Here is a 23743-nt window from a genome sequence, read left to right on the forward strand (position 1 = left end):
GCGTCCAGCCGGAGCGGAAGCGCCACCGTCCGCGGACTGTGCGAGGGGGACCCGTGGCCGAGTGCATGACGGAGACCAAAGAACGTAGTCCCTGCCGGTGGTGGCGGCCCTGGCCTCCGGCACCCCGGCGGCCGCCGAACTCGCCGCGCTGTACGGGAAGCCGTACGTCGAGGGGGAGCCGGGGGAGGGCGGAGAGCTCGCGCGGACGGCACTGGCCGTCGAGCAGGCCGGCGGCCGGGACTGGGCCCAGGCCGAGGCGGCCGACCGGATGGCCCGGGCGATGCGGGAGCCGGCCCGTGCCGTGCGCGCACCGGAAGCGGCGGGCGGTCTGCTGGCGCCGGCCGAGTTCGTGACCCGGCGCAGCAGTTGAGGCTGCCGTCCGGCGGCCGGGAAAGACCCCGGAGCCCCGGGGGCCGTGCGGCTCCTGACCCCGCACGTCCACCGGCGGCTCCGGCCCAACGGGCCCCGCACATCCCCACAGTGTGCGGGGCCCGCCGTGTGCCCGGGGTGCGCGGGGTCTCCGGGCCGAGAGACGATCGAGTCCCGGGCCTGCCAGGCGTCCGTCGGTCAAGTCGCCCCCGTGGGGTCACTCCTCGGGAATGATCGTCGTCACGATTCTTTCCACCAGGCCCTGTGGGACGGTCACCCCGGGAGGGCTTCGTCCAGGACGCCGGGCAGGGTCAGGTGTTCCAGGATGAGGCCGAGCATCGCCAGGTGGAGCACGGTGACGGTCTCGTCGCCGCCCGGGAGGCCGGTCTGCCGGTGGAACTCCCTGCCCTGCTCCGGATCGCCGCGCACCGACCTGGTGAAGGAGGCCCGCAGTTCGGGGCGCGGGGTGGCCTCCAGGCGCATCTCGAGCAGGGCGAGGTGGCCCGGCCGGTCGCGGATCGCGCGGTCCGTGAGGCCGCGCACGAGGGCCGTGACCAGGGAGCGGTCGTGGGGGCCGGCCAGCGGACCCCCCCAGCACCTCCGGGTCCGGCGCGGGCCTCAGGCGGAGGCGCACGTCGATCTGGCGGAGCAGGTCGTCGTGGCTGGTGAAGCAGTCGGAGGCGGTGCCGGTGGGCACGCCCGCCTCGCCGTCCACCGCGCGGAACGTTCGCCCTGGACCCGGTGCGCACGTTCGGCGACGGCGCGCTCGTGCGGATGTACCACAGGAAGCGCTGAGCCCCGGCCCGGCCTACCCTGAGGGCATGGACAGGGAGGACCACGTCTGTCCCGTCTGCGGACAGCCCGTCGAGACCGTCGTCGGGCGGCACAAGACGCTGGGCGCCTGGGTGCCCGTGTGGGGCCGCGGCCCCTGCCGCAACCCCGACTGCGCGGCCTGGGAGCATGCCGAGCCCGCCGCCCCGGCACCCGGGGGCGGGAAACCGCGCCCCGGTGAATCCGGCGCGGAGAAATCCTGAGCCCGCGACCCGGCCGAGGCCGTAGCGTGGCGGTATGCCGAAGCTTCCGCACATCGTCCACATCACCGAGCGATCCCTGTGGGAGGCGGCCCGTGAGGCCGGCACCTACGAGGTGTCCACCCGTGGCCGCACCCTCCAGGAGGAGGGGTTCGTCCACTTCTCCACCCGCGGGCAACTCCCGCGCATCGCGGCCTTCCTGTACGGCGACTACGAAGGTCCCGACGAACTGGTGGTGCTGGTCGTGGATCCGGCCCGGCTCGCTGTGCCGGTGAAGTACGAGGCCATGCCGCCGAACGGCGAGGAGTTCCCGCACGTGTACGGTCCGGTGCCGGTCGACGCCGTGGTGGACGTGGAGCCCTGGGAGTGACCCTGGTGCCGATCGCCTGTGCGTAGACGCCTACGCGCCGACCGTCGCCGGCAGCCCGCCCGTCTCCGGGTCCCGGCCGGTCAGGCAGTAGGTGCCGCCGGCCGGGTCGCGCAGCACCGTCCAGTGCGGGTGCCGGCCGACGAGGACGGCCCCCAGCCGCTCGTGCCGGGCGCGGGCCGCCTCGATGTCGGCACAGGCGAGGTCCACGTGGGCCGAGGCCGGGCCTTCGGCGTCGAGCCGCTGGAGCAGGATGCGCACGGGCAGTCCCGGTGGCGGCCTGAGCACCCGGAACTCCGGCCGGGAACCCACCAGGAGCTCCCAGCCCCTCAGCGCGGCCCAGAAGTCGGTCTCGGCGTCGTACACGGAGGGCGGGATGTCCAGACACACCTGGTCCAGGCGGCTGGCCTCGACCACGGGGGGTCGTACGGTCTCTCCCTGCCGGGGCCCGGCACAGAACGACTGCCCGCCGGGCGAGCGCAGCACGGCCCACTCACCGTGATCGGCGACCGGTTCGGCGCCAAGGCGGCCGGCCGCCTCCGTGAACGCCCGGACGTCGTCGACGAAGAAGTCGAGAGGTGCCCCGCCATCCCCGTCGAGGACTCCCTGGATCTGCACGCAGGGGTCGGCCCCTTCCGGCAACAGCGCCACGAACTCCTGGCGCTCGCCTCGGGCTTCGGACAGCCGGGTGCCGGTGACGGCCGTCCAGAAGGCGCGGGCCGCGGTGAGGCGGTCGGCGGGGCGGTCGACGAAGGCGTACGTTCAGCGAATGGTGATCACGAGGGGGCTCGTAGGCCGCCGGGCCCGGTGAGCCGGGGGGATGTCAGTCCGTGGGCCGTTCGAGGAAGCGCAGCATGTTCCCGGCGGGGTCACGGAAGGCGCAGTCGCGCACTCCGTACGGCTGGTCCGTCGGCTCCTGGAGCACATCGCCGCCGGCCTCCCGGACCCGCTCGTACAGCGCGTCGCAGTCGGCGGTGGTGAAGATGACACCGCGCAGCAGCCCCTTGGCGAGCAGCTCGGCGATCGCCTGCTTGTCGGCGGGGGAGATGTCCGGGCTCGCGCCGGGCGGCTCCAGCACGATCTCCACGTCCGGCTGGAGCGGCGATCCCACGGTGACCCACCGCATCCCCTCGAAGCCCACGTCGTTGCGGACCTCCATGCCGAGCACGTCACAGTAGAAGTGGAGTGCCTTGTCGTGGTCGTCCACGGCGATGAAGCACTGCTTGAGTTTCAGGTCCATGGCTTCACGCTAGGCCCAGCCGGGTTCGCCGTGCCCCGTCATGGCCGCACCCGGTCAGTACGGCCTGCGGCGGGGGCGGGTGAGCGAGCGGGCCACGCAGGACGGGATCACCGCGCTCTCCTCGTGGGAGCCGGCCCGGTAGGCGCTCGGGGTCTGACCGACCAGCTCGGTGAACCGGGAGCTGAAGGAGCCGAGGGAGGCGCACCCGACGGCGAAGCACACCTCGGTGACCGTGAGGTCGCCGCGGCGCAACAGTGCCTTGGCGCGCTCGACCCGGCGGGTCATCAGATAGCTGTACGGCGTCTCGCCGTACGCCTTGCGGAAGCTGCGCTGGAAGTGGCCCGGCGACATGTGGGCGCCACGGGCCAGCTCGGTCATGTCGAGCGGCTCGGCGTACTCGCGGTCCATGCGGTCGCGTACCCGCCGCAGCCGTACCAGGTCCTCCAGGGTCATTCCCTCAGCTTGGCACAGCCGGGTTCAGGCAGTTCGGGGTCCAGCACTTTCGCACAGGACGCACGCCACGGCCCCCGAGCTCGACGGGGCCGTTGCCCCGTGAGGGTCGCCGTTGTCCCACGGGTCGACGCCCGCGAAGGCCCCAAGGACGGCCAGGGTTCCGCCGTGGTCATGCTGGGATCCACGCCCACCTGGGACCGGGCGAAGAAGACCGCACCCGGCCCGTCATGGACGCCGTGCTCGGCGGGCTGCGGACCGGGTGCGGACCGGAAGACCAAGCGACCAAGGAAATCGCAGGTCAAACGGTTGATCGAAGATCAGGCCTTCTTGGTCTCCCAGAAGATCTTGTCGATCTGGGCGATGTAGTCGAGCGCCTTCTGGCCCGTGGCCGGGTCGGTGGACGCCTTGGCGGCCGAGAGGGCCTTCAGGGCGTCGTTGACCAGCTGGTGCAGCTCCGGGTACTTCTCGAAGTGCGGGGGCTTGAAGTAGTCGCTCCACAGCACGGAGACGTGGTGCTTCGCCAGCTCGGCGCGCTGCTCCTTGATGACGGTGGCACGCGTCTGGAAGTGCGGGTCGTCGTTGGCGGCCATCTTCTCCTGGACGGCCTTCACCGACTCCGCCTCGATGCGGGCCTGGGCCGGGTCGTACACACCGCAGGGCAGGTCGCAGTGCGCGCTGACCTTGACCTTGGGGGCAAACAGGCGGGAAAGCATGGAGCATTCCTTCCTCGTGATCGTCTTCTCAGGTGCGACATTACTCCCTGAGGGACGCGTTTTCCCGAGTGCCCCCTAGGGCTTAGGACAAAAGTCCAGGGTCAGACTGAGACTGGTGGAGGAACGGACCGGGGAGGTGCCGGTGATGCCGGAGCTGTCGCAGGAGACCGAGCGGGGGAGGGCCGGGGCGCCCTTCGGGCTGGCCGAGGTGACGGGCCCGTCCATGGTGCCCACGCTGCATCACGGGGACCGGCTGCTGCTGCAGTACGGCGCCGCGATCAGGCCGGGGGACATCGTCGTCCTGCGCCACCCCTTCCAGCAGGACCTGCTGGTCGTCAAGCGTGCCGTGGAGCGGCGCGAGGGCGGCTGGTGGGTCCTCGGGGACAATCCGTACGCGGGCGGGGACAGCACCGACTACGGGGTCGTCCCCGAGGAACTGATCCTGGGCCGGGCCTGGTTCAGGTACCGGCCGCTCAAGGGTGGTCAGCGCTCGCCGCTGGCGCTCGCGCGCTGGGTGCTGTCGGCGGCCAGGCCGCTGCTGCCCGACCGGTCGGCCTCCAGGCGTTTGCGGGCCCGGTAGGCGGCCACGTTGGCGCGGGTCGCGCAGCGGTCCGAGCAGTAGCGCCGGGAGCGGTTCGTGGACGTGTCGAGGTAGGCGTTGCGGCAGGGGGCCGCCTGGCACAGGCCGAGCCGGTCGACGCCGTACTCGGTCAGGTGGAAGGCCAGGCCCATCGCCGCGATCGCCGCGTAGCCGGCGGTGGCGTTGGACGGGTGGTCGGCCAGGTGCATGTGCCACAAGGGGCGGCCGTCCTCGTCCCGGTGATCGTGCCCGGAGATCTGGGGGCTCACGGGGAACTCCAGCAGCAGGGAGTTCAGCAGGTCCACGGCCAGGGTCTCGTCGCCCTTGTCGGCCGCATCGAAGACCGACCGCAGCCGGCCGCGTACCGAGCGGAAGCGGGTCACGTCGGCGTCGGTGGCGCGGCGGGCCGCGGACGCGTTGGCGCCGAAGAGGTCGCGGACGGCCTCGACCGAGGTCAGGGAGTCCTTGCCCCGGGCCGGCTCCTCGCTGTTGACGAGTCGTACGGCGTAATCCGAGTAATAGGCCAATTCCACTTGTAGTCCTTACCGGGGCGCTCTATGGTCGTGTCGGCGGTCGGGTAACAGACGATCGCGCTTCCAGGGTATTACGTATAGGCGAGGGGACGGGGTTTCCATGACGACGCGTACCGGGACCGACTGGGTCGCCTGGCAGGAGAGCTGGGACCGGCAGCAGGAGTGGTACATGCCGGACCGCGAGGAGCGGTTCCGGATCATGCTCGACATGGTGGAGGCGCTCGTCGGGACGGCGCCGCGCGTGCTCGACCTGGCCTGCGGCACCGGAAGCATCACCGCCCGGCTGCTGGCCCGGTTCCCCGGGGCCACCAGCACCGGCGTCGACCTCGACCCGGCCCTGCTCGCCATCGCGCGCGGCACCTTCGAGGGCGACGACCGCGTCTCCTTCGTCACCGCCGACCTCAAGGACCCCCACTGGCCGGCGAAACTGCCGTACGACTCCTACGACGCGGTGCTGACCGCCACGGCCCTGCACTGGCTGCACAGCGAACCCCTCGCGGCCCTCTACGGTCGGGTCGCGGGGCTGGTCCGCGACGGCGGTGTCTTCATGAACGCGGACCACATGATCGACGAGAGCACGCCGCGGATCAACGCCGCCGAGCGTGCCCAGCGCCACGCCCGTATGGATCAGGCCAGGCGGGACGGGGCTCTGGACTGGGCCGAGTGGTGGCAGCTGGCGGCGCAGGACCCCGTGCTCGCCGAGCCCACCGCCCGCCGCTTCGAGATCTACGGCGAGCATGCCGACGGGGACATGCCGTCCGCGGCGTGGCACGCGCGCGTGCTGCGCGAGAAGGGCTTCGCCGAGGCGCGGGCGGTGTGGTGCTCGCCGTCCGACACTCTGCTCCTCGCACTCAAGTAGGGCACACGCACCGCGGAGGCGGTACGAAATCCCGTACCGCCTCTTCTGCGTCACCGGCGGCTCCCCACCGCACCGAGTACGGGGGAGACGGTCCGTGCTCGCCGGACGGGCGGAGCGGGGGAGGGATGACGCGGGGCGTGGAAGCGGCTCTGCACGTCTTCGTCGGGGGCAGGCGCACGGCGCTGTTCCGCAGCGCCTGCCTGTGGTGCGGCAACCGTGACGAGGCGGAGGACCTCGTCCGGACGACGCTCGTGAAGGTCCTCGGCGCACGCAGGCACGGGCGGCTGGACAACCTCACCCGGCTGTGGCTGCGCGAGCCGGCGCTCAGGCCGCAGCCGCAGCCGGACGCGCGAAGGGGCGGCACGGGCTCCCCCGTACCGCCCCCTCGCGCATGTCTTCAGAGCACCTTGGACAGGAACGACTGCGTCCGCTCGTGCTGCGGGTCCGTCAGCACGTCCCGGGGATGGCCGGATTCGACCACCACCCCGCCGTCCATGAACACCAGGCTGTCGCCCACCTCGCGGGCGAAGCCCATCTCGTGGGTGACGACGACCATCGTCATGCCCGACTCGGCGAGGTCGCGCATGACGTCGAGGACGTCACCGACCAGCTCCGGGTCGAGGGCCGAGGTCGGCTCGTCGAAGAGCATCAGCTTCGGCTCCATCGCGAGGGCCCGGGCGATCGCCACGCGCTGCTGCTGGCCGCCGGAGAGCTGGCTGGGGTAGTTCCCGGCCTTGTCGGCCAGGCCCACCCGCTCCAGGAGCTGCATCGCGCGCTCCTTGGCCTGGGCCCTGCTGACGCCCTTGACCTGGACCGGCGCCTCGATGACGTTCTCGACGGCCGTCATGTGCGGGAACAGGTTGAAGCGCTGGAAGACCATGCCGATGTCCCGGCGCTTGAGCGCGACCTCGCTGTCCTTGAGCTCGTACAGCTTGTCGCCCTTCTGGCGGTAGCCGACCAGCTCGCCGTCGACGTACAGCCGGCCGCCGTTGATCTTCTCGAGGTGGTTGATGCACCTGAGGAAGGTCGACTTGCCGGAGCCGGAGGGGCCGATGAGGCAGAACACCTCGCCCGGCCTCACCTCCAGGTCGATGCCCTTGAGGACCTCGACGGGCCCGAAGGACTTGTGCACGCCCTCGGCCTTGACCATCGGGACGGAGGAGTGCCGCGGCACGGAGTCCGTCTTGCTGAGCTTGTCGGTCATGCCGTGACCTTCCTGCTCGAGAAGGTCGTCAGGTGCGCCCTGACCTTCTGCCACGGGGTCGGCGGGAGGCTGCGGCTGGAGCCGCGGGCGTAGTACCGCTCGATGTAGTACTGGCCCACGCTCAGCACCGAGGTCATGATCAGGTACCAGGCGGCGGCGAGGAAGTACATCTCCACCGGGGCACCGGAGTTCTGACCGATGTCCTGGGCGTAGCGGAACAGCTCGGGATACTGGACGGCCGCCACGAGCGAGGTCGTCTTCAGCATGTTGATCACTTCGTTGCCCGTCGGCGGCACGATCACGCGCATCGCCTGCGGAATGATGATCCGGCGCAGCGTCTTGCCGTAGCTCATGCCCAGTGCGTGAGCTGCCTCGGTCTGGCCCTCGTCCACCGCGAGCAGCCCGGCCCGGCAGATCTCGGCCATGTACGCGGCCTCGTTCAGGCCGAGGCCGAGCAGCGCCGTCAGCAGCGGCGTCATGAAGTCCGACCAGTAGTCCTTGTAGATCGGACCCAGGTTGATGTACTCGAAGACCAGGCCCAGGTTGAACCACAGGAACAGCTGGACCAGGACCGGGGTGCCGCGGAAGAACCAGATGTAGAACCAGGCGATGGACGAGGTCACCGGGTTCTTCGACAGCCGCATCACCGCGAGGACGACGCCGCCGACGATGCCGATCACCATCGACAGGACCGTCAGCAGCAGGGTCTTGCCGACACCGGTCATGATCCGGTCGTCGAAGAAGTAGTCCGGGATCGCGTGCCAGTTGATCTTGCCCTGGGCGAATGCGTAGATGATCGCGCCGAGGAGCGCGATCGCGATGACGGCGGAAACGTATCGCCCGTAGTGCCGGACCGGGATGGCTCTGATGGCCTCCGGGCCGGCCGGGGGAGTGTCCTGCTCCCCGGCCGTCTTCTCGATGTCAGTCACGGGTGTTGCCTCTCAGTGGCCGCTCGGGATCCGCGGGTCACTTGCCGCCGTTGATCACGGACTCCTTGACGGCGCCGTCCTGGGCGCCCCACTTCTCGAGGATCTTCTGGTACTCGCCGCTCTTGATGATCGCGTTCATCGCGGCCTGGAGCGCGTCCCGCAGCTGGGTGTCGCTCTTGGCCACGGCGATGCCGTACGGGGCCGCCTCGACCTGGTCGCCGACGATCTCGAAGTCCTTGCCGCCGCCGGAGGTCTTCACCGCGTACGCGGCGACCGGGAAGTCGGAGGAGGCCGCGTCCACACCGCCCGAGCGCAGGCGGGTCTGGGACTGCTGGTCGTCGTCGAACGCCTCGATGGTGAGCTTCTTGCCGCTCGGACACTTCTTGGCCTCCTGCTTGGCCAGGTCCTCCGAGACGGTGCCGCGTTCGACGGCGATCTTCTTGCCGCACAGGTCCGACCAGGACGTGATGCCCTTGGTGTCGCCCTTGCGGGTGTAGATGGAGACACCGGCGGTCAGGTAGTCGACGAAGTCGACGCCCTCGCCGACCTTCTTGCCGGTGTCCGGGTCGACGCCCTCCTGGCGGTTCTTGTTGTCCGTCATCGCCGACATCGCGATGTCGTAGCGGCCGGAGCGCAGACCCGTGAGCAGGGCGTCGAAGGTGCCGTTCTCGAACGTGAGGTTCACGCCGAGCTGCTTGCCCATGGCGGCGGCGAGCTCGGGGTCGAGGCCGGCGACCTTGCCGGAGGAGTCCTTGAACTCCACCGGGGCGTACGCGATGTCCGAGCCGACCTTGATCTCGCCCTTGTCGCGGATGTCCTTGGGGAGCTTGTCGGCCAGCGGGGCGGTGCTGGTGGACGCGCTGCCGGAGTTCTTGTTCTTGGTCTGGTCACCGCAGCCGGTGAGCAGCAGGGCTCCCGCGACCGCGATCGCACCGACCGCGGTGAGCCGGGAGTGCGCGGCGGTCGTACGACGGGTGGAGCTTGCGGTCATCGTGGTTCCTCCGGCAGATGGGAAGAGGTGCCGATGGCTCGACGGAAACACACACCATCGGGTGTCGCGACCTCGTGGGTTTACGGCATCTTGCCATTCGGACTACGCCATTCAGGGGCGTGGCTATGTCAAAATCGGATAACGGGTGACCCCCGAACCCGTCAGGTCCCGTCACGACGGGACTTCAGGACCGCGCATCTGCGGAAATCCAGCACCGAGGCCGGAAAATCTTCGGGCCATCTCACGATGTGGTCCACCGTTGTGCGCGCTGGGCGACCAGGTCCGAGTTACCGCCGAGTCACGTCGGTGTCGTGCTCGTGTCAGCCGCACGTCATTCGGGTGTGGCGTTCTGGTCCCGTGATGTGACCTTGCACCTAATGGACTCGTCGTGACCGCCGTCCGTCCGGTAAGAAGGTTCTTTACACCCCTCATCCGGGGCTCAGGGCGCGTGTGCGGCGCGCCCGTCGCGTCTGTGCTCGTACGTATCAGCAATCGGGCCTTACGCGGTGCCCGCCCACCCCTCACCAGGAGTGGTCGACCCTCAAACCATGCATACCTAAGGGGTAAAACAAAGTGGCAGCGGAGATCGTCAATCCTCGCAGCGACAGCAGTACGGATCAGGACGGGGCCGAGCCCCTCGATTCCTTCGATCCGGCGTTCGCGCTGCACCGCGGCGGCAAGATGGCCGTGCAGGCCACCGTGCCGGTCCGTGACAAGGACGACCTTTCCCTCGCGTACACGCCCGGTGTGGCGCGCGTGTGCACCGCGATCGCGGAACAGCCGGACCTGGTCAACGACTACACGTGGAAGTCCTCCGTGGTCGCCGTCGTGACCGACGGCACGGCCGTGCTCGGACTCGGGGACATCGGTCCCCAGGCCTCCCTCCCCGTGATGGAGGGCAAGGCCATCCTGTTCAAGCAGTTCGGCGGTGTCGACGCGGTGCCGATCGCGCTCGACTGCACGGACGTCGACGACATCGTCGAGACCGTGGTCCGGCTCGCTCCCTCGTTCGGCGGAGTGAACCTGGAGGACATCTCGGCGCCCCGGTGCTTCGAGATCGAGCGCCGGCTGCAGGAGCGCCTCGACATCCCGGTCTTCCACGACGACCAGCACGGTACGGCCGTCGTGACGCTCGCGGCGCTGCGGAACGCGGCGCGCCTGAGCAGGCGGGAGATCGGGCAGCTGCGGGCCGTCATCTCGGGCGCCGGCGCGGCCGGTGTCGCCATCGCCAAGATGCTGGTCGAGGCCGGCATCGGGGACGTGGCCGTGGCGGACCGCAAGGGCGTCGTGTCGGCGGACCGCGAGGACCTGACGCCGGTCAAGCGGGAGCTGGCCGGCTTCACCAACAAGGCGGGCATCACCGGTTCGCTGGAGGACGCCCTCGCGGGCGCCGACGTCTTCATCGGCGTCTCCGGCGGTACGGTCGCGGAGGCGGCCGTGGCGTCCATGGCGGAGGGTGCCTTCGTGTTCGCGATGGCCAACCCGAACCCGGAGGTGCACCCGGAGGTGGCGCACAAGTACGCGGCGGTCGTCGCGACCGGGCGCTCGGACTTCCCGAACCAGATCAACAACGTGCTGGCCTTCCCCGGGATCTTCGCGGGCGCCCTGCAGGTGCGGGCCACGCGGATCACCGAGGGCATGAAGATCGCTGCCGCCGAGGCGCTGGCCGCGGTGGTGGGTGACGATCTCGCCGCCGACTACGTGATTCCGTCGCCGTTCGACGAGCGAGTCGCTCCCGCGGTGACAGCGGCGGTGGCTGCGGCTGCTCGTGCCGAGGGCGTTGCCCGTCGTTGACGTCGCGCTGAATGGCCCCGTCCGTCCGTCGGGCGGGGCCATTTTTTGCCTACCGGCCGCCCGATCGGGTGGTGACCAGGGCGCCCTTGGGGCTCGTTGACGCCGGGCTGCGCTGTACGGGTGCCGTTGCGCAAGAGGGCATGTGTCACAGGGGCCCCTGGTTCCGCCGCCCGCGCCGCGCACCTATCGTCGAGCCATGTTCGCTGTCTACGCCGCCCGAATCGACCGCGACCAGCCGCTCACCGGCCTGGAGTTGGGGGAGCGTCCGGCTCCCGAGGCCCGGCCCGGCTGGAGTACCGTCACCGTGCGGGCCGCTTCCCTCAACCACCACGACCTCTGGTCCCTGCGGGGCGTCGGGCTCCCGGAGGACCGGCTGCCGATGATCCTCGGCTGCGACGCCGCCGGGATCGACGAGGACGGCAACGAGGTCGTCCTGCACTCCGTCATCGGCCAGACCGGCCACGGTGTCGGCCCGAAGGAGCCGCGCTCCATCCTCACCGAGCGCTACCAGGGCACCTTCGCCGAGCAGGTCGCCGTGCCGACCTGGAACATCCTGCCCAAGCCCAAGGAACTGTCCTTCGCGGAGGCCGCCTGCCTGCCGACGGCCTGGCTGACGGCATACCGGATGCTCTTCACCAACGCCGGGGTACGGCCCGGCGACTCGGTCCTCGTGCAGGGCGCGGGGGGCGGTGTCGCCACGGCCGCGATCGTGCTGGGCAAGGCGGCCGGCCTGCGGGTCTTCGCCACCAGCCGGGACGAGGCGAAGCGCAAACGGGCCCTGGAGCTCGGGGCGGTCGAGGCGGTGGAGCCGGGGGCCCGGCTGCCGCAGCGGGTGGACGCCGTCATCGAGACCGTGGGCGCCGCCACCTGGTCCCACTCGGTGAAGTCGCTGCGGCCCGGCGGCACGGTCGTCATCTCCGGTGCCACCAGCGGGGACCGGCCCTCGCACGCCGAGCTGACCCGGATCTTCTTCCTGGAGCTGAAGGTGGTCGGCTCCACCATGGGCACCAAGGACGAGTTGGAGGACCTGCTCTCCTTCTGCGCCGCAACCGGCGTACGGCCCGTCATCGACGAGGAGTTGCCGCTCGACCGGGCCCGTGAGGGCTTCGAGCGGCTGGCGTCCGGCGAGCAGTTCGGGAAAATCGTCCTGACAAACGGCTGACCGGCTGACCGGCTGACCGGCCACGGTCCGTCCGGCAGCGTGTCCCGGGGAAGTCCGGGGCACGCTGCGCGGGCTCGTCCGTGATCTCCGGGGCTCAGACCCTGGGGCGGCGCAATATCGCCCCGATGTGGGCCGCCGCCGCCGACAGATGGCGGCGGGCGTCGTGGAACTGGTCGGTGGTGACGCCGTGGTCGCGGGCCGCGTCGCGGATGTCGTCGCGGAAGCGGTCGAGGAGGCGGTCGAGGTCGCGGGCCGGGTCGCCGGTGGTGTCCTCGTGGGCCCAGGACGGCTCGTACTCGGCCGGGAAGTCCTGCGGGGTGCAGGAGTAGTCCGGTCCCGCCGCGGGGGCGGACGTGCGGGGGCCGGTGCCCGGCTCCTCGGGGGTGCGGCCGAAGCCCCGGTCCTTGCCGAAGTCCTTGCCGAAATCACCGAACTCCTTGGCGAGTTCGGTCAGGCCCTCCCGTACGCCGGTCGGCCAGTCGCCGCGCGTGAAGTGATCCTGCACGCGCTCCTGGACCCGGCGGGCGATGCGCTGCATCTCCTCCTGGGCCTGGGCCCGCGCCCGCGCCTGGGCCTCCTGGGCCTGGTGACGGGCCCGCTGGGCCTCCTCGCGGGCGCGGCGGCTCTCGTCCTTGGCGCGCCGGGCCTGTTCCTTCCACTCCTGCTTGACCCGGCGCATCTCCTCCTTGGCGGCCCGCCAGGCCTCCTTGTCGCCGAGGTCGCCGTACTCCCCGAAGGGTCCCGCCTCGCCGCCGCCCGTCTTGGCGCCCCGGCGGGCCTCGGAGGCGGCCGCGCGCACCTCGCGCCGCAGATCGCCGGCCGCGCCGCGTACGTCGGCCCTTATCTCGGCGGCGAGTTCGGCGACCGACTCGCGGATCTCCAGCTCCAGGTCGGCCAGTTCGCCGCTGCGGTCGGCCAGTTCCGCGCGGCCGGCGTCCGTGATGGCGTACACCTTGCGGCCGCCCTCGGTGGTGTGGGTGACCAGGCCCTCGGCCTCCAGCTTGGCCAGGCGGGGGTAGACCGTGCCCGCCGAGGGTGCGTACAGGCCCTGGAAGCGCTCCTCGAGGAGCCTGATCACCTCGTAGCCGTGACGCGGGGCTTCGTCGAGCAGCTTGAGCAGGTAGAGGCGGAGGCGGCCGTGGGCGAAGACGGGAGGCATGTCAGAGCACCTTCTTGTCGGTCGTGCCGTCGGCCGGGGCGCTGGTGGCGTCGGCGCCCCGGCCGGAGACGGAATTGTCCCCCGTGGCGGCCTCGGGTCCGGTCGCCGGGGTGGGCGCAGCGTCGGCGGGGGGCTCGGCCTCCCAGGGGGTGGCCTGCTCGTCCTCTCCCGGCGGGCGGCGCAGCAGGGCGATCGAGCCGGAGACCGTGGTGGCCCTGAGTTTGCCGTTACCCGCGCCGAGGCGGCCGGTGATCTTGTGGGCACCCCACTGGCCGTGCACCCGCAGGCCGTCGAAGGCGTTGGAGATCGTGCCGCTCGCGGTGTTGGCCTCCACCTCCGCGTCGGCCGGGTGCGGCAGGCGGATGGCGATCTCGCCGGAGACGCTGGTCAGCCGGACGTCGGTCGGGCCGTCCGGGTCCAGGTCGATGATCATGGAGCCGCTGACGGAGTCGGCGCGGACGGAGGGTCCCGAGCCCTCGACCACGGTGAGGTCGCCCGAGACCGAATTGAACCGCAGGTCGCCCGTGACGGCCTGGGCCTCCAGGTTCCCCGAGACCGTGTCGGCGCGGACCGGGCCGGACAGACCCACCAGCGTCGTGTCGCCGGTGACACCCTTGACCACCGAGGGACCGTCGATGCCGGAGACGACCGCGCCGGCGCCGACCACGCCCACCTCCACGCGCGTGTCGGCGGGGACCGCGAGGGAGACCACGGCGCTGCGCCGCCAGCCCTTGCGGTCGAGCCACTTGAGGAAGCCCTTCCAGGGCAGGTCCTCGTAGGCCACCGTCAGGGTGCCGCCCCGTTGCGTGACCACCAGGGGTGGGCCCTCGATCTCCGTGACCTCCAGGCGGGCGGAACCTTCGTCCGTGCCCACGACGTTCACCGTTCCGTTGACGATGCGTACGTGCAGATCGCTCACGCGGGTGTCGAAGGTGAGCTTCTGGGGCTCGGCGACGGACCACTCGGACATGGGGAGCCTCCTCGGCCGGACAGGGCTGCGACATCGCAACACGCCATATCGCGTCTTCTGGGAAACACGATATATCGTGGTCATGGAAAGTCAAGGCACCCGATCGTGGCGCCCGGGTGGCCGCCGGTGCCGCGTCCCGCGTTGCATAGGCTGTTCCTGAACCATCCACCGCCTGGGCGTACACGCAGGAGAGGCAGCCATGTACTTCACCGACCGCGGGATCGAGGAGTTGGAGAAGCGGCGCGGCGAGGAGGAGGTCACCTTCGAGTGGCTTGCCGAGCAGCTGCGCACCTTCGTGGATCTCAATCCGGACTTCGAGGTGCCCGTCGAACGGCTCGCGACCTGGCTCGCCCGGCTCGACGACGAGGACGACGAGTAGTCCCGTTCGCCCCGGCCGCAGGGGCGATCTTCGGGCGTATCCTCCGCCGACCCTCCCCCTCCGCTTTCTTCCGGAGCCGGCCTTCTCCTCCCGTTCAGCGAACGGGGGCGTCATGGGTGGAGGAGTCGAACGCATACGGCTGGACGACGGAACCGTCGTGTGGGCCCAGGATCGGTGTGGCCGACGAGGAGGCGCTGGACGAGGGCGGATACGGGGACACCGGGCTCGGGGACGGGTCGTCGACATGGCGGGTGGACTCGCCGGCACGGTCGGGGGTGTCGTGCGCTCCCTGCGCGCCGGTCTGGACACAGCAGCCCCGGTCGAGGTCTCCGTCAGCTTCGGAATCGAACTGACGGCGCTGAGCGACCGGGAGCCGGGCGCCCGGGCTCCCGTCGGGCGTACGGCTGGACCGTGCAGACCGGCGAGCTGGGCATCAGGCACGGCACCGGTCAACTCGCCGGCTCCGACGCGCATGCGCTGCTGCTCGGCGGCAGCCTGCCGATCGGCGGACTGAACGGCCGGATCGCCGACGCCGTCGAACTGAGCCGGGACACCCTGCGCAGGGCCCGGCACGCCCTGGGGGACCAGCACCCGCTCACGCTGTCCTGCCAGGTGGCGCCCGCCGCCGACCTGCGGGCGGCGCGCGCGAGCAGGAGGTGGCCGGGAAGCTGGAGGAGGACGGCCTGCTCGGCCTCACCCGCACCCTGGGCGCCCAGCACCCCACACCATCTCCGCCCGCCGACGGAATCGGCCCTACGGGATTTCGAGGCGTACTCGGGCTGATCCCGAAGGCGCCCCGAAGGAAAGCGTCCAGAAGGGGCGGGGGCTGTGTGCGAGATACGGCTCCGCCGCGTGGGCGCGACCGGACACGGACGACCCGCGCCCGCGCACGCTCGCCACCCGCCACGGGAAGGAAAAAGGGCCCGGTGCCGAGTAAGGAACTCGGCACCGGGCCCTGGTGCTCGGCCGAACCGCCGGAGGCCTAGGCCTCGAACACCTCACGCACCAGCTGCTCCTGCTCGGCCTGGTGGCGCTTGGCGGAGCCCACCGCCGGGGAGGAGCCGTGCGGGCGCGAGATGCGCCGCAGCCGCTCGCCGGCCGGGATGTCCGCGCCGACCGCCAGGTCCAGGTGGTCGATCAGGTTGAGCGCGATGAACGGCCAGGCACCCTGGTTCGCCGGCTCCTCCTGTGCCCACAGGTACTTCTCGGCGTTCGGGTACTTGTTGACCTCCGCCTGGAGCTCGGCACCCGGCAGCGGGTACAGGCGCTCGATGCGGATGATCGCCGTGTCCGTGACGCCGCGCTTCTGCCGCTCGGCCTCCAGGTCGTAGTAGACCTTGCCGGCGCAGAAGACGACCTTCCTGACCGCGGCCGGGTCGGTGATCGACTCGTCGCCGATGACCGGACGGAACTGGCCGCTCGTGAACTCCTCCGTCTTCGAGGCCGCGGCCTTCAGGCGCAGCATCGACTTCGGGGTGAAGACGACCAGCGGCTTGTGGTGCGGGTTGTGCACCTGCCACCGCAGGAGGTGGAAGTAGTTCGACGGGAGCGTGGGCATCGCGACCGTCATGTTGTTCTGCGCGCACAGCTGCAGGAAGCGCTCCGGGCGGGCGGACGAGTGGTCCGGGCCCTGGCCCTCGTAGCCGTGCGGGAGGAGCAGGGTGACGCCGGAGGTCTGGTTCCACTTCTGCTCGGCCGACGAGATGAACTCGTCCACGACCGTCTGCGCGCCGTTGACGAAGTCGCCGAACTGGGCCTCCCACATCACCAGCGCGTCGGGCCGGGCGAGCGAGTAGCCGTACTCGAAGCCCATCGCCGCGTACTCGGAGAGCAGGGAGTTGTAGACGTTCAGGCGGGCCTGGTCCTCGGAGAGGTACTGCAGCGGCGTGTACTCCTCGCCGGTGCTGCGGTCGATCAGGACCGCGTGCCGCTGGCCGAAGGTGCCGCGCTGGGAGTCCTGGCCCGCGAGGCGGACCGGGGTGCCCTCGAGCAGCAGCGAGCCGATGGCCAGGGTCTCGCCCATGCCCCAGTCGATCGTGCCGTCCTCGACCATGGCCGCCCGGCGCTGCAGCTGCGGCAGCAGACGCGGGTGGACGGTGATGTGGTCGGGGATGTTGACCTGGGACTCGGCGATCCGCTTGACGACCTCGGAGGAGATCGCGGTCGGGACCGTGACCGGGAAGCCGTCCTGCGGCTCCTGGACGGCTCCGGGGGCCGGCTGGGACGTAGCCTCGCGGACCTCCGTGAAGACCTTCTCCAGCTGGCCCTGGTAGTCCTGGAGCGCCTGCTCGGCCTCTTCCAGGGTGATGTCGCCGCGACCGATCAGGGACTCGGTGTAGAGCTTGCGCACCGAGCGCTTCTTGTCGATCAGGTCGTACATCAGCGGCTGGGTGAAGGCCGGGTTGTCCGACTCGTTGTGACCGCGGCGGCGGTAGCAGATGAGGTCGATCACCACGTCCTTGTTGAACGCCTGGCGGAACTCGAAGGCGAGTCGCGCGACGCGCACGACGGCCTCGGGGTCGTCGCCGTTCACGTGGAAGATCGGGGCCTCGATCATGCGGGCCACGTCCGTCGCGTACATGGAGGAACGCGAGGATTCCGGGGCCGCGGTGAAGCCGACCTGGTTGTTGATGACGATGTGGACCGTGCCGCCGGTGCGGTAGCCGCGCAGCTGCGACATGTTCAGGGTCTCGGCCACCACGCCCTGGCCCGCGAAGGCCGCGTCGCCGTGGATCGCCACCGGCAGGACGGTGAAGTCCGTGCCGCCCTTGTTGATGATGTCCTGCTTGGCGCGGGCGACGCCCTCCAGCACCGGGTCGACCGCCTCCAGGTGCGAGGGGTTCGCGACCAGCGACACCTTGATCTGCTCGCCGTCCAGGCCCGTGAAGGTGCCCTCGGCGCCCAGGTGGTACTTCACGTCGCCGGAGCCGTGCATCGACTTCGGGTCGAGGTTGCCCTCGAACTCGCGGAAGATCTGGGCGTACGACTTGCCGACGATGTTGGCGAGGATGTTCAGGCGGCCGCGGTGGGCCATGCCGATGATGACCTCGTCCAGGCGGGACTCGGCAGCGGAGTCGATGACCGCGTCCAGCAGCGGGATGACGGACTCGCCGCCCTCCAGGGAGAAGCGCTTCTGGCCGACGTACTTCGTCTGCAGGAAGGTCTCGAAGGCCTCAGCGGCGTTCAGACGGCGCAGGATGCGTAGCTGCTCCTCGCGCTCCGGCTTGGAGTGCGCGCGCTCCACACGGTCCTGGATCCACTTGCGCTGCTTGGGGTCCTGGATGTGCATGAACTCGATGCCGGTGGTGCGGCAGTACGAGTCGCGCAGCACGCCGAGGATGTCGCGCAGCTTCATCATCGACTTGCCGGCGAAGCCGCCGACGGCGAACTCGCGCTCCAGGTCCCACAGGGTGAGGCCGTGCTCGACGATGTCCAGGTCGGGGTGCTTGCGCTGGCGGTACTCCAGCGGGTCGGTGTCGGCCATGACGTGGCCGCGGACCCGGTAGGAGTGGATCAGTTCGAAGACGCGGGCGGCCTTGGTGACGTCGTCGTCGTGGCTGGCGTCGATGTCCCTGAGCCAGCGGACCGGCTCGTAGGGGATGCGCAGTGCCTCGAAGATGTCGTCGTAGAAGCCGTTCTCGCCGAGCAGCAGGTTCGCGACCTGGCGCAGGAACTCGCCGGAGGCGGCGCCCTGGATCACCCGGTGGTCGTAGGTCGACGTGAGCGTCATGACCTTCGAGATGCCGAGCTTGTTCAGGGTGTCCTGGCTGGTGCCCTGGAACTCCGCCGGGTAGTCCATGGAGCCGACGCCCATGATCACGGACTGGCCGGGCATCAGGCGCGGCACCGAGTGGACGGTGCCGAGGCCGCCGGGGTTGGTCAGGGAGACCGTGACGCCGGTGAAGTCGTCCATCGTCAGCTTGCCGTCACGGGCACGGCGGACGATGTCCTCGTAGGCCTGCCAGAACTCGAAGAAGTTCAGCGTCTCGGCCTTCTTGATGGCGGCCACGACGAGCTGGCGGTCGCCGTTCGGCTTGACCAGGTCGATGGCCAGGCCGAGGTTGACGTGCGGCGGCTTGACGAGGGTCGGCTTGCCGTCCTTCTCGCCGAACGCGTAGTTCATCGACGGCATGGCCTTGATGGCCTGCACCATCGCGAAGCCGATCAGGTGCGTGAAGGAGATCTTCCCGCCCCGGGCGCGCTTCAGGTGGTTGTTGATGACGATCCGGTTGTCGAACAGCAGCTTCACCGGGACCGCGCGGACCGAGGTGGCGGTCGGCAGCTCCAGCGAGGCGTTCATGTTCTTCGCGACGGCCGCGGACGGACCACGCAGCGTCACGTACTCCGGGCCCTCGGAGGCCCCCGTGGCGGGAGCGGCCTTGGCCTTCGGCTGAGCGGGCGCCTGTGCGGGCTGCGCCGGCTTGGCCGGGGTGGGGGCGGGGGCCGGGGCCTTCGCGGCGGGAGCGGGGGCCGCAGCCGGGGCAGCGGCGGGCTCCGGGGCGGCCGGGGGCGCCGGCGCGGACGCGGGCGTGGCCTGGGCCGGGGGAGCCGTGGCGGTGGTCTCTGCGGCCCCCGCGGCCGCAGCACCCGCCGGAGCCGAGGCGGCTGGCGCGCCCGGCTTGTAGTCGGCGAAGAAGTCCCACCAGGCGCGGTCTACCGAATTCGGGTCCTGGAGGTACTGCTGATAGATCTCGTCGACGAGCCACTCGTTGGGACCGAACGCGGCAGCGGGGTTCTTCCCGGCTTGGTCGTCGGTTGAGATGCTCGAGTTACTGGGGGACTGTGGCGACACGGCGGCAACCGCCCTCTTCCGCTTCACAAGGTGATGGACAGCGGGAATAAAGGCTACGCCTCCAAGACCGCGAAGGTCAGGTCGGGCCCGTTCATCGTCGCGTAAGTCACATCGAAAATCTTGTTTCGGGGCTTGAAATGGCGGGAAACAAGCGTGGTTCCGCATGTGAGCGGTGGCGCGCGGGATCGCCGACAACGGCCCGGCGTCACGGCTTCCCCGGCCCGGTGCTGATCACACGTGTCCGGCTGCGCCGAAGCCGCCGGACGCCCGTGGATCTTGTGGCTCCGGTTCGGACTTTACGTCAACTTGGGACGGAAGTCAGTCCCGGAAGAGTGACGATGATCCGGCATCCACGGTCGGATTCGGCCACACCGATCCGGCCGCCGTGCAGATCCACCGCCCAGCGGGCGATCGCGAGGCCGAGGCCCGTGCCGCCGTCGCTGCCGGGACCGTGCGGCCGGCTCACCGCGCCGCGGTTGAAGCGCTCGAACACATGCCGCCACTCCGACCGGGGGATGCCGGGCCCCTCGTCCAGGACCTCCAGCTCCAGCGAATCCGGCTGCGGCCCGCGCCGTGCCTTCACGGTCACCCGGCCGTGCGGAGGGCTGTGCTTGACCGCGTTGTCGATCAGGTTGGCGACGACCTGGTGGATGCGCTCGGGGTCCGCGTGCGCGGTCAGCTCCGGCGGGGACACGTCGAGGTGCAGGTGCACGTCCGTACGCGTGTGGCTTCCGGAGCCGGAGGCGATGCCCGCGCGCGCGGAGGCGACCATGTTGGCCTCCTTCAGCACGCCCGAGAGGTACGGCCACACCTCGAAGCGGCGCGTCTTCAGCGGTACGACGCCGTTGTCGATCCGGGAGAGGTCCAGCAGGGTCTCCACGAGGCGGCCGAGACGCTCCGTCTGCTTCAGGGCCGTCCGCATGGTCTCCGGGTCGGCCTCGGTGACCCCGTCGACGATGTTCTCCAGCACCGCGCGCAGGCCCGCGATGGGGGTGCGCAGCTCGTGCGAGACGTTCGCCACCAGCTCCTTGCGCTGGCGGTCCTGTGCCTCCAGCTCGTCGGCCATGACGTTGATCGTCTGGGCCAGGTCGCCCAGCTCGTCACGGCGGTTCTCGCGTACCCGCCGGGTGTAGTCGCCGTGCGAGATGGAGCGGGCCACCGCGTTCATCTCGTCCAGCGGCGCGGTGAGCGAATGCGCCACGAACTGCGTGATCAGAAGTGTGGCGATCATCGAGAAGACCGTGATGAAGCGCAGCTCCGTCTTGGTGTGCACCGCGAGCATCGACAGACCGGTGGTGATCAGCACCGAGATGACGACCAGGGCGCCCAGCTTGGTCTTGATCGAGAACGGGCGTACGCCGCCCCAGGGCTCCTCTCCCGCGGACCCGGGGCTCCTCCGTGCGGCCTCCCGCCCGCCGCTCATGACGTCGGTGTCTCCAACGCGTACCCGACGCCGTGCACCGTGCGGATCCGCTCGGCGCCGATCTTCCGGCGCAGCGCCTTGATGTGGCTGTCGACGGTCCGGGTGCCGGAGGCGTCCGCCCAGTCCCACACCTCGGCCAGCAGCTGCTCCCGGGAGAGCACCGCGCGCGGGGTGTTCGCCAGGCACACCAGCAGGTCGAACTCGGTCGGCGTGAGGTGGACGTCCTCCGACTTCACCCGCACCCGGCGCTGCGCGTGGTCGATCTCCAGCTCGCCGAGCCGGAGGATCCCGCTGCGCGGGGTGGTGGCGGCCAGCGCGGCCCGCTCCACCCGCCGCAGCAGGACGTGCACCCGCGCGGCCAGCTCCCGCATCGAGAACGGCTTGGTCATGTAGTCGTCGGCGCCGACCCCGAGCCCGACCAGCATGTCGGTCTCGTCGTCCCGCGCGGTGAGCATCAGCACCGGCACCGGGCGCTGGGCCTGCACGCGCCGGCAGACCTCCAGGCCGTCGAAGCCGGGCAGCATGATGTCGAGGATCAGCAGGTCGGGCTGCCAGGCCTCGGCCGTGTCGACCGCGGCCGGACCGTCGGCCGCGGTCTGTACGAGGAATCCCTCGGCGCGCAGCCGGGCCGCGATGGCGTCGACGATCGTGGGGTCGTCCTCGACGACCAGCACCCGGCGCTGCGCACCCGGAGTGGTCGTGGCCGCGCCGGTCTGGGAGGTGTGTGTCTGCTCCATCGCCCGCCCCTGTTGCTTTCCGGAATCCGTGGGGTGATCCCATGACTGCGATTGACGCTTGAATGATCCGCGTCAGGGCAGCACATTACGGGGACACACCGCGCCGTCGCTATCCAGGGCGGAGGGCGAGGTGTACAGCGTCCGGAACGCCCCGGGCAACGGGCACCTCTTCGGTACGCACCTGACGGAACCCGGCATTCCACAAGGTTCCTTCAAATTCCGGAGAGGGCGCGGCCGACCATACCGCCAGCACACCTCCCGGTCTCAACACCCTTGCGCAGGCGGCCAGTCCGGCGGGTGCGTAGAGGCCGTCGTTGTCCTCGGTGACGGTCCAGCCCGGGCCGTTGTCGATGTCGAGACACAGCGCGTCGAACGTGTCGCATGTCTCATTGACGTACGTCACGAGATCGGCTTCGACGATCTCGGTGCGCGGATCGGCGAGCGCGCCGGAGGAGAGCGCGGACAGCGGTCCCTCGTCCCGGTGCCAGTCGATGACGGCGGGCTCGCGCTCGACCACGCTGATCCGGCCCCAGCCGGGATTCGCCGCCGCATGTGCGAGCGAGAATCCCACGCCCAGTCCGCCGATCAGCACGTGCGGCGCCGGGCGGCCGTCCAGCGCGTCGTACGCGGCGTCGACCAGCAGCCGCTCCGAGCGCCCGTCGGAGGTGTCCATCAGGAAGCAGCCGTTGGCGATGATCTGCAGCAGTTCGCCCTGTCTGCGCAGCACCACCTCGCCGTAGGGGCCTTCGCGACGGTCCAGGACCACGGGAAGGTCGGAATTGGCAGTCATGCGCCCATCCTGCTCGAACGGGGCGTCGCATTCACGGGAATTGACCGGGCGGGCAGGACCATGGGCGCGATGCGCCCGCTCCTGGGACGCGAGGACGTGCCCGGTGAACTCCGTACCTGGCGCGGGCCGCGCCAGGTACGGCGGCCGGCGGCCGGTTACCGCCGTGAGCCGATGCGCGGTGACTCCACGGGGGGAGATGACACCGCCGGAGCCCGGACCAGGCCGGAGCCCGGACGCGTCCGAGGGCTCTGAGGTTGCTGTGAATCCGCTCTCGCGTGGCGTCGGTCATAGACAGCCGCCTCGTGAGGACAAAGGGTGGAGCGCGACGGAAGGAGCGCCTCACCGTGGAACGGACCGTGACGGGCCCCGCGACGGGCGCGTCCCCGCCCCTGGGCACGCCCCTTCCCGCCGGACCTGCCGGCCCGACGTCCGTCCCGGACCTCACCGGCCTCCTCGACGGGGTCCCACGGCAGCGCGAGACAACGGCAAGGGCAACGGCGCCGAGCCCGGCCGCGGCCCGCCGCCCCTTCCGGCCCTGGCACCTGCTGCCCACTCCCACCGGCACGCCGTTCACCTTCGCCTACGCGAGCGTCCTCGCCCTCACCTCACTGGTGGCGGCCTGTGCCGACCCCGCCCTGGTGCACACGCTCCACGAAGGCTCCAGCACCGATGTCGCCCACCTGGTCCGTACGCCGGTCCTGGTGCTGCTGGCGAGCGCGCTGTGGATCGCGGGCGGGGTCGTGTCGCCGTACGCGGCCGCCTTCGTGCTGGTGCTCAGCGCGCTGGAGCGGCGGATAGGCGGAGCCCGGGCGGCCGGTGTGTTCCTGGCCGGACATGTGCTGGCCACCCTTGCCACGGAGGTCCCGGTGGGGCTCGCGGTGCTGTTCGGCCGCCTCCCTGTCACCTCGCTGCACCGCCTCGACTACGGCATCAGCTTCGGCGTCGCCGCCAGCATCGGCGCCCTGTCCGGTCTTCTCACCCCCTGGCTCCGCTGGCCCCTGCTCACTCTGGTCGCGAGCATGCTCGTCGACGACCTGATCGCCTTTCAGGACCCGATGACCAACTGGGGCCATCTGATCGCCCTCACGATCGGCATCGCGGGCTGGCCGCTGGTACGGCGCCGGCAGCGCTCCCAGGACGTGCGTCTCCCGGCGGCCTCCCCGGTTTCCGTGTGAACGCCTGCCCGAGGGCGTAGCCATGCCTGGCCGCGGGACGGGGTCACGGCGGGGCGACGGGATCACGGCGGAGGGGTGGGGTCACGGCCGGGC

22 protein-coding genes and 4 pseudogenes are annotated in these 23743 nt (G+C 70.7%); 11 read left to right on the forward strand and 15 right to left on the reverse strand.

Translation table 11 applies throughout. The features are described from left to right. Positions 1-88 precede the first annotated feature (88 nt). Positions 89-370, forward strand: a pseudogene (locus ACFZDC_RS13110) (polyprenyl synthetase family protein); the annotation flags it as partial. Positions 371-586: 216 nt separating this feature from the next. Here the strand turns inward: ACFZDC_RS13110 and ACFZDC_RS13115 are convergent. Further along, positions 587-1102: pseudogene (locus ACFZDC_RS13115) on the reverse strand (TetR/AcrR family transcriptional regulator); the annotation flags it as partial. 88 nt (positions 1103-1190) lie between these two features. On the opposite strand from ACFZDC_RS13115, the gene ACFZDC_RS13120 reads away from it, so the two are divergent. Both ACFZDC_RS13120 and ACFZDC_RS13125 read left to right on the forward strand, forming a co-directional pair. Next, positions 1191-1403, forward strand: a complete 213-nt coding sequence (locus tag ACFZDC_RS13120) for a hypothetical protein (RefSeq protein ID WP_391323142.1) — start codon at positions 1191-1193, stop codon at positions 1401-1403. 34 nt (positions 1404-1437) lie between these two features. Next, positions 1438-1770, forward strand: coding sequence for a DUF952 domain-containing protein (locus tag ACFZDC_RS13125; protein WP_391323144.1), 333 nt, complete (start codon positions 1438-1440; stop codon positions 1768-1770). A 30-nt stretch (positions 1771-1800) separates the two neighbouring features. Here ACFZDC_RS13125 and ACFZDC_RS13130 read toward each other — a convergent pair. The 4 genes and pseudogenes from ACFZDC_RS13130 to sodN form a co-directional block, all read right to left on the reverse strand. Beyond that, positions 1801-2529 (reverse strand): annotated as a pseudogene (locus ACFZDC_RS13130) (VOC family protein); the annotation flags it as partial. Between the two features lie 61 nt (positions 2530-2590). After that, the gene (locus ACFZDC_RS13135) at positions 2591-3007 is read right to left on the reverse strand and encodes a VOC family protein (RefSeq protein WP_391323147.1); all 417 of its coding nucleotides are present in this window, start codon (positions 3005-3007) and stop codon (positions 2591-2593) included. Positions 3008-3061: 54 nt separating this feature from the next. Then, positions 3062-3460: a helix-turn-helix domain-containing protein gene (locus ACFZDC_RS13140; RefSeq protein WP_391323149.1), complete on the reverse strand. Its 399-nt coding sequence runs from the start codon at positions 3458-3460 to the stop codon at positions 3062-3064. A gap of 317 nt (positions 3461-3777) precedes the next feature. Continuing rightward, the gene (sodN, locus tag ACFZDC_RS13145; protein WP_356380966.1) at positions 3778-4173 is read right to left on the reverse strand and encodes a superoxide dismutase, Ni; all 396 of its coding nucleotides are present in this window, start codon (positions 4171-4173) and stop codon (positions 3778-3780) included. Between the two features lie 145 nt (positions 4174-4318). On the opposite strand from sodN, the gene sodX reads away from it, so the two are divergent. Then, the gene (gene sodX / locus ACFZDC_RS13150) at positions 4319-4753 is read left to right on the forward strand and encodes a nickel-type superoxide dismutase maturation protease (RefSeq protein ID WP_391323454.1); all 435 of its coding nucleotides are present in this window, start codon (positions 4319-4321) and stop codon (positions 4751-4753) included. On the opposite strand, the gene ACFZDC_RS13155 is transcribed toward sodX, so the two are convergent. Further along, complete coding sequence (locus ACFZDC_RS13155) at positions 4657-5286, reverse strand: ABATE domain-containing protein (protein WP_391323152.1); 630 nt, start codon at positions 5284-5286, stop codon at positions 4657-4659. The genes sodX and ACFZDC_RS13155 overlap by 97 nt on opposite strands. Before the next feature lie 100 nt (positions 5287-5386). Between ACFZDC_RS13155 and ACFZDC_RS13160 the strand changes: the two genes are divergently transcribed. Both ACFZDC_RS13160 and ACFZDC_RS13165 read left to right on the forward strand, forming a co-directional pair. Continuing rightward, complete coding sequence (locus ACFZDC_RS13160) at positions 5387-6145, forward strand: methyltransferase domain-containing protein (RefSeq protein WP_391323154.1); 759 nt, start codon at positions 5387-5389, stop codon at positions 6143-6145. A gap of 125 nt (positions 6146-6270) precedes the next feature. Continuing rightward, positions 6271-6483, forward strand: a pseudogene (locus ACFZDC_RS13165) (SigE family RNA polymerase sigma factor); the annotation flags it as partial. Between the two features lie 59 nt (positions 6484-6542). Here ACFZDC_RS13165 and ACFZDC_RS13170 read toward each other — a convergent pair. From ACFZDC_RS13170 to ACFZDC_RS13180, 3 genes are read right to left on the reverse strand one after another with little or no spacing between them, the layout of a single operon-like run. Continuing rightward, a complete protein-coding gene (locus ACFZDC_RS13170; protein WP_391323456.1) occupies positions 6543-7295 on the reverse strand; it encodes an ATP-binding cassette domain-containing protein in 753 nt (250 codons plus the stop codon). Positions 7296-7345: 50 nt separating this feature from the next. Next, a complete protein-coding gene (locus ACFZDC_RS13175) occupies positions 7346-8278 on the reverse strand; it encodes an ABC transporter permease subunit (protein ID WP_391323155.1) in 933 nt (310 codons plus the stop codon). Between the two features lie 37 nt (positions 8279-8315). Next, the gene (locus ACFZDC_RS13180) at positions 8316-9269 is read right to left on the reverse strand and encodes a transporter substrate-binding domain-containing protein (RefSeq protein ID WP_391323157.1); all 954 of its coding nucleotides are present in this window, start codon (positions 9267-9269) and stop codon (positions 8316-8318) included. 573 nt (positions 9270-9842) lie between these two features. On the opposite strand from ACFZDC_RS13180, the gene ACFZDC_RS13185 reads away from it, so the two are divergent. Next, entirely contained in the window at positions 9843-11063 is a 1221-nt protein-coding gene (locus ACFZDC_RS13185) for a malic enzyme-like NAD(P)-binding protein (protein ID WP_391323159.1), read from the forward strand. A gap of 196 nt (positions 11064-11259) precedes the next feature. Then, on the forward strand, positions 11260-12225 hold the full coding sequence (locus tag ACFZDC_RS13190; protein ID WP_391323161.1) for a zinc-binding dehydrogenase: 966 nt from the start codon (positions 11260-11262) through the stop codon (positions 12223-12225). Between the two features lie 94 nt (positions 12226-12319). Here the strand turns inward: ACFZDC_RS13190 and ACFZDC_RS13195 are convergent, their stop codons facing one another. Continuing rightward, positions 12320-13384, reverse strand: a complete 1065-nt coding sequence (locus ACFZDC_RS13195) for a helix-turn-helix transcriptional regulator (protein ID WP_391323162.1) — start codon at positions 13382-13384, stop codon at positions 12320-12322. Between the two features lies 1 nt (position 13385). Continuing rightward, a complete protein-coding gene (locus tag ACFZDC_RS13200; RefSeq protein ID WP_391323164.1) occupies positions 13386-14354 on the reverse strand; it encodes a DUF4097 family beta strand repeat-containing protein in 969 nt (322 codons plus the stop codon). Positions 14355-14553: 199 nt separating this feature from the next. Here ACFZDC_RS13200 and ACFZDC_RS13205 point away from each other — a divergent pair, with 199 nt between their 5' ends. Both ACFZDC_RS13205 and ACFZDC_RS13210 read left to right on the forward strand, forming a co-directional pair. After that, positions 14554-14733: a DUF6104 family protein gene (locus tag ACFZDC_RS13205; RefSeq protein WP_003992906.1), complete on the forward strand. Its 180-nt coding sequence runs from the start codon at positions 14554-14556 to the stop codon at positions 14731-14733. A gap of 411 nt (positions 14734-15144) precedes the next feature. Further along, on the forward strand, positions 15145-15516 hold the full coding sequence (locus tag ACFZDC_RS13210; protein WP_391323166.1) for a hypothetical protein: 372 nt from the start codon (positions 15145-15147) through the stop codon (positions 15514-15516). Between the two features lie 199 nt (positions 15517-15715). Here ACFZDC_RS13210 and ACFZDC_RS13215 read toward each other — a convergent pair whose 3' ends face one another. From ACFZDC_RS13215 to ACFZDC_RS13230, 4 genes are all read right to left on the reverse strand, one after another. Continuing rightward, complete coding sequence (locus tag ACFZDC_RS13215) at positions 15716-19525, reverse strand: multifunctional oxoglutarate decarboxylase/oxoglutarate dehydrogenase thiamine pyrophosphate-binding subunit/dihydrolipoyllysine-residue succinyltransferase subunit (protein WP_391323169.1); 3810 nt, start codon at positions 19523-19525, stop codon at positions 15716-15718. Positions 19526-19826: 301 nt separating this feature from the next. Further along, positions 19827-20948 carry an ATP-binding protein gene (locus tag ACFZDC_RS13220; protein ID WP_391323171.1) on the reverse strand — a complete coding sequence of 374 codons (1122 nt, stop codon included), beginning with the start codon at positions 20946-20948 and terminating at the stop codon, positions 19827-19829. Then, positions 20945-21685: a response regulator gene (locus ACFZDC_RS13225; protein ID WP_391323173.1), complete on the reverse strand. Its 741-nt coding sequence runs from the start codon at positions 21683-21685 to the stop codon at positions 20945-20947. The genes ACFZDC_RS13220 and ACFZDC_RS13225 overlap by 4 nt, the downstream gene beginning before the upstream one ends. Positions 21686-21794: 109 nt before the next feature. Beyond that, positions 21795-22475 (reverse strand): spermidine synthase, encoded by a 681-nt coding sequence (locus ACFZDC_RS13230; protein ID WP_391323174.1) that lies wholly within the window; start codon positions 22473-22475, stop codon positions 21795-21797. A 344-nt stretch (positions 22476-22819) separates the two neighbouring features. Here ACFZDC_RS13230 and ACFZDC_RS13235 point away from each other — a divergent pair, with 344 nt between their 5' ends. Beyond that, the gene (locus ACFZDC_RS13235) at positions 22820-23650 is read left to right on the forward strand and encodes a rhomboid-like protein (protein ID WP_391323176.1); all 831 of its coding nucleotides are present in this window, start codon (positions 22820-22822) and stop codon (positions 23648-23650) included. Positions 23651-23743 lie beyond the last annotated feature (93 nt).

The sequence above is a fragment of the Streptomyces sp. NPDC007905 genome (assembly GCF_042959345.1).
In the GTDB taxonomy this organism is placed as follows: Bacteria; Actinomycetota; Actinomycetes; order Streptomycetales; family Streptomycetaceae; genus Streptomyces.